This is a genomic window from Variovorax sp. OK212 (assembly GCF_900112425.1).
GTDB lineage: Bacteria > Pseudomonadota > Gammaproteobacteria > Burkholderiales > Burkholderiaceae_C > Variovorax.
In genome coordinates this window covers 1-5,710 of the sequence record NZ_FOLP01000050.1, presented here as the reverse complement: position 1 = coordinate 5,710, position 5,710 = coordinate 1, and the positions used below count along the sequence as shown (strand labels likewise).

Sequence of the window (5,710 nt, the reverse complement as noted above, 5' to 3'; positions counted from 1 at the left end):
GCTCTTAGGAGTTGATTGAGTGGGTTGAGAAAAAGGTCTTCGAAAGTTGACGTTGTTTGAAAAAACAGTGCATAATCGAAGGCTCCGCTGAAAAGACTTCAGCAAAACGCGATGAGAGTTGCGGATTGCGGAAAGAAAAGAAAGCGAAAAAAGTTTGACGGTACTTAAAAAATCGTGATAGACTACAAGGCTTCGCTGATCGCAGCAAAGCAAACGAAGACAACGGCAAGTTGCTTCGGTGATCGTTAAAAATTTACAGCCGATAAGCGTGGGCGTTTGAAGGTAATTGCGTAAGTTCTTCGGAACAAGTCGCAAGACTTAAAAACGCTCATGAAGATAGAAGTGAAAGTTCACTTTAATTTCTTTATTTATGAGTTTTGCTTGACCGCGAGGTCAGGCGCAAAAATCAAGATCGAACTATAGAGTTTGATCCTGGCTCAGATTGAACGCTGGCGGCATGCCTTACACATGCAAGTCGAACGGCAGCGCGGGAGCAATCCTGGCGGCGAGTGGCGAACGGGTGAGTAATACATCGGAACGTGCCCAATCGTGGGGGATAACGCAGCGAAAGCTGTGCTAATACCGCATACGATCTACGGATGAAAGCAGGGGATCGCAAGACCTTGCGCGAATGGAGCGGCCGATGGCAGATTAGGTAGTTGGTGAGGTAAAGGCTCACCAAGCCTTCGATCTGTAGCTGGTCTGAGAGGACGACCAGCCACACTGGGACTGAGACACGGCCCAGACTCCTACGGGAGGCAGCAGTGGGGAATTTTGGACAATGGGCGAAAGCCTGATCCAGCCATGCCGCGTGCAGGATGAAGGCCTTCGGGTTGTAAACTGCTTTTGTACGGAACGAAACGGCCTTTTCTAATAAAGAGGGCTAATGACGGTACCGTAAGAATAAGCACCGGCTAACTACGTGCCAGCAGCCGCGGTAATACGTAGGGTGCAAGCGTTAATCGGAATTACTGGGCGTAAAGCGTGCGCAGGCGGTTATATAAGACAGTTGTGAAATCCCCGGGCTCAACCTGGGAACTGCATCTGTGACTGTATAGCTAGAGTACGGTAGAGGGGGATGGAATTCCGCGTGTAGCAGTGAAATGCGTAGATATGCGGAGGAACACCGATGGCGAAGGCAATCCCCTGGACCTGTACTGACGCTCATGCACGAAAGCGTGGGGAGCAAACAGGATTAGATACCCTGGTAGTCCACGCCCTAAACGATGTCAACTGGTTGTTGGGTCTTCACTGACTCAGTAACGAAGCTAACGCGTGAAGTTGACCGCCTGGGGAGTACGGCCGCAAGGTTGAAACTCAAAGGAATTGACGGGGACCCGCACAAGCGGTGGATGATGTGGTTTAATTCGATGCAACGCGAAAAACCTTACCCACCTTTGACATGTACGGAATTCGCCAGAGATGGCTTAGTGCTCGAAAGAGAACCGTAACACAGGTGCTGCATGGCTGTCGTCAGCTCGTGTCGTGAGATGTTGGGTTAAGTCCCGCAACGAGCGCAACCCTTGTCATTAGTTGCTACATTCAGTTGGGCACTCTAATGAGACTGCCGGTGACAAACCGGAGGAAGGTGGGGATGACGTCAAGTCCTCATGGCCCTTATAGGTGGGGCTACACACGTCATACAATGGCTGGTACAAAGGGTTGCCAACCCGCGAGGGGGAGCTAATCCCATAAAACCAGTCGTAGTCCGGATCGCAGTCTGCAACTCGACTGCGTGAAGTCGGAATCGCTAGTAATCGTGGATCAGAATGTCACGGTGAATACGTTCCCGGGTCTTGTACACACCGCCCGTCACACCATGGGAGCGGGTTCTGCCAGAAGTAGTTAGCTTAACCGCAAGGAGGGCGATTACCACGGCAGGGTTCGTGACTGGGGTGAAGTCGTAACAAGGTAGCCGTATCGGAAGGTGCGGCTGGATCACCTCCTTTCTGGAAACAAGCAATTTAATTTAAACGCCCACACTTATCGGTTGTTGGAAGAAGTCGAGATCTTCATTGGTCTTCGATTGGGTCTGTAGCTCAGCTGGTTAGAGCACCGTCTTGATAAGGCGGGGGTCGTTGGTTCGAGCCCAACTAGACCCACCAAATCTTCTGATTTCTCGTGTGAGAGTTTTGGGGGATTAGCTCAGCTGGGAGAGCACCTGCTTTGCAAGCAGGGGGTCGTCGGTTCGATCCCGTCATCCTCCACCAACAACACTGCGGAAGATCTTCCGCACGATACTTAAGTCAACACCAAAGCAGCTTTGCAAGAGGCTGCTTTGTTGTTGATCAAGATCTCTTGATCAATCGGCTGTTCTTTAAAAATTCATAGAGTCGAATCAGCGCTGCTGATGGAAACTGCACATTCGTAAAGGTTTAGTGCAGACCGTGCCATCAGCAGCATAGAATTTTTGATTGCGTCAAAAGAAACTTCAATTTCGAGTCAAATCGAATTTTGAATGTACGGCATAACGCGTCAGGTGAAAGACCTGACATATTCCTTGAAATGATTTTGTGTTTCGCAAGAAACGTCAAAGTTATAGGGTCAAGTGAATAAGAGCACGTGGTGGATGCCTTGGCAATGATAGGCGACGAAGGACGTGATAGCCTGCGATAAGCTTCGGGGAGCTGGCAAATTAGCTTTGATCCGGAGATTTCCGAATGGGGAAACCCACCGAAAGGTATCGCATGATGAATACATAGTCATGCGAGGCGAACCGGGTGAACTGAAACATCTCAGTAGCTCGAGGAAAAGACATCAACCGAGATTCCGAAAGTAGTGGCGAGCGAAATCGGAAGAGCCTGTTAGTGATAGCACAAGACATAACGGAACAGTTTGGAAAGACTGGCCATAGCGGGTGATAGCCCCGTACGTGAAATGACCTGTGTGGTACTGAGCTAACGACAAGTAGGGCGGGACACGAGAAATCCTGTCTGAATATGGGGGGACCATCCTCCAAGGCTAAATACTCATCATTGACCGATAGTGAACTAGTACCGTGAGGGAAAGGCGAAAAGAACCCCGGGAGGGGAGTGAAATAGATCCTGAAACCGCGTGCTTACAAAAAGTAGGAGCCTCGTAAGGGGTGACTGCGTACCTTTTGTATAATGGGTCAGCGACTTACATTCAGTGGCAAGGTTAACCGAATAGGGAAGCCGTAGAGAAATCGAGTCCGAATAGGGCGATCAGTCGCTGGGTGTAGACCCGAAACCAAGTGATCTATCCATGGCCAGGATGAAGGTGCCGTAACAGGTACTGGAGGTCCGAACCGACTAGTGTTGCAAAACTAGCGGATGAGCTGTGGATAGGGGTGAAAGGCTAAACAAACTTGGAAATAGCTGGTTCTCTCCGAAAACTATTTAGGTAGTGCCTCAAGTATTACCATCGGGGGTAGAGCACTGTTTTGGCTAGGGGGTCATGGCGACTTACCAAACCAAGGCAAACTCCGAATACCGATGAGTACAGCTTGGGAGACAGAGCACCGGGTGCTAACGTCCGGACTCAAGAGGGAAACAACCCAGACCGCCAGCTAAGGTCCCTAAAATTGGCTAAGTGGGAAACGAAGTGGGAAGGCTAAAACAGTCAGGATGTTGGCTTAGAAGCAGCCATCATTTAAAGAAAGCGTAATAGCTCACTGATCGAGTCGTCCTGCGCGGAAGATGTAACGGGGCTAAGCCAGTTACCGAAGCTGCGGATTTGCAATTTATTGCAAGTGGTAGGAGAGCGTTCTGTAAGCCTGTGAAGGTGCGTTGTAAAGCGTGCTGGAGGTATCAGAAGTGCGAATGCTGACATGAGTAGCGTTAAAGGGGGTGAAAAGCCCCCTCGCCGTAAGCGCAAGGTTTTCTACGCAACGTTCATCGGCGTAGAGTGAGTCGGCCCCTAAGGCGAGGCAGAGATGCGTAGCTGATGGGAAACAGGTCAATATTCCTGTACCGTTATATAGTGCGATGTGGGGACGGATCTTAATAGGTCATCCAGTTATTGGATTATTCTGGTTTAGTTGGATGTAGGCGTGCATTAGGCAAATCCGGTGCACATATACCGAGGCCAACGATCGAGCGGACTTGTCCGTGAAGTGACTGAACGAGGTTCCAGGAAAAGCCACTAAGCTTCAGCTATATACGACCGTACCGCAAACCGACACTGGTGCGCGAGATGAGTATTCTAAGGCGCTTGAGAGAACTCAGGAGAAGGAACTCGGCAAATTGACACCGTAACTTCGGAAGAAGGTGTGCCCTATTAGTGTGAAGTGAACAACGGAGCATGAATGGGTTGCAAAAAATCGGTGGCTGCGACTGTTTATTAAAAACACAGCACTCTGCAAACACGAAAGTGGACGTATAGGGTGTGACGCCTGCCCGGTGCTGGAAGATTAAATGATGGGGTGCAAGCTCTTGATTGAAGTCCCAGTAAACGGCGGCCGTAACTATAACGGTCCTAAGGTAGCGAAATTCCTTGTCGGGTAAGTTCCGACCTGCACGAATGGCGTAACGATGGCCACACTGTCTCCTCCTGAGACTCAGCGAAGTTGAAATGTTTGTGATGATGCAATCTCCCCGCGGAAAGACGGAAAGACCCCATGAACCTTTACTGTAGCTTTGTATTGGACTTTGAACAGATCTGTGTAGGATAGGTGGGAGGCTTTGAAGCAGGGTCGCTAGATCTTGTGGAGCCAACGTTGAAATACCACCCTGGTGTGTTTGAGGTTCTAACCTAGGTCCATTATCTGGATCGGGGACAGTGCATGGTAGGCAGTTTGACTGGGGCGGTCTCCTCCCAAAGCGTAACGGAGGAGTTCGAAGGTACGCTAGTTACGGTCGGACATCGTGACGATAGTGCAATGGCATAAGCGTGCTTAACTGCGAGACTGACAAGTCGAGCAGATGCGAAAGCAGGACATAGTGATCCGGTGGTTCTGTATGGAAGGGCCATCGCTCAACGGATAAAAGGTACTCTGGGGATAACAGGCTGATACCGCCCAAGAGTTCATATCGACGGCGGTGTTTGGCACCTCGATGTCGGCTCATCTCATCCTGGGGCTGTAGCCGGTCCCAAGGGTATGGCTGTTCGCCATTTAAAGAGGTACGTGAGCTGGGTTTAAAACGTCGTGAGACAGTTTGGTCCCTATCTTCCGTGGGCGCTGCAGATTTGAGGAAGCCTGCTCCTAGTACGAGAGGACCGGAGTGGACACACCTCTGGTGTATCGGTTGTCACGCCAGTGGCATTGCCGAGTAGCTAAGTGTGGAAGAGATAACCGCTGAAAGCATCTAAGCGGGAAACTCGTTTCAAGATGAGATCTGCCGGGGCCTTGAGCCCCCTGAAGAGTCGTTCAAGACCAGGACGTTGATAGGTCAGGTGTGGAAGCGCAGTAATGCGTTAAGCTAACTGATACTAATTGCTCGTGCGGCTTGACCCTATAACTTTGATCAGTCTGATCAAGGTGTTATGCCAAGTTGACGCATTCAAAATAATTCGCCAAAAGCTGATTCCAAACTCTATGAATTCGTTTGATTGATCACGTGATCAGTCAGACAACCCTTTATGCCTGATGACCATAGCGAGTTGGTACCACTCCTTCCCATCCCGAACAGGACAGTGAAACGACTCAGCGCCGATGATAGTGCGGGTTCCCGTGTGAAAGTAGGTCATCGTCAGGCTCTTACAGCCCAGAAAACCCCAGTCAACATTGACTGGGGTTTTTTGCTTTGCG

2 tRNA genes and 3 rRNA genes are annotated in these 5,710 nt (G+C 50.1%); all 5 read left to right on the top strand.

From position 1 onward, the window contains the following. Positions 1-414 precede the first annotated feature (414 nt). A 16S ribosomal RNA gene (locus BM004_RS40335) occupies positions 415-1,949 on the top strand. A gap of 79 nt (positions 1,950-2,028) precedes the next feature. Further along, positions 2,029-2,105 (top strand) — tRNA-Ile (locus tag BM004_RS40330). A 29-nt stretch (positions 2,106-2,134) separates the two neighbouring features. Beyond that, positions 2,135-2,210 (top strand) — tRNA-Ala (locus BM004_RS40325). A 332-nt stretch (positions 2,211-2,542) separates the two neighbouring features. Next, positions 2,543-5,416 (top strand): 23S ribosomal RNA (locus tag BM004_RS40320). A 128-nt stretch (positions 5,417-5,544) separates the two neighbouring features. Further along, positions 5,545-5,657, top strand: a 5S ribosomal RNA gene (gene rrf / locus BM004_RS40315). Together the 16S, 23S and 5S rRNA genes with 2 tRNA genes alongside form the textbook arrangement of a ribosomal RNA operon. Positions 5,658-5,710: the final 53 nt, after the last annotated feature.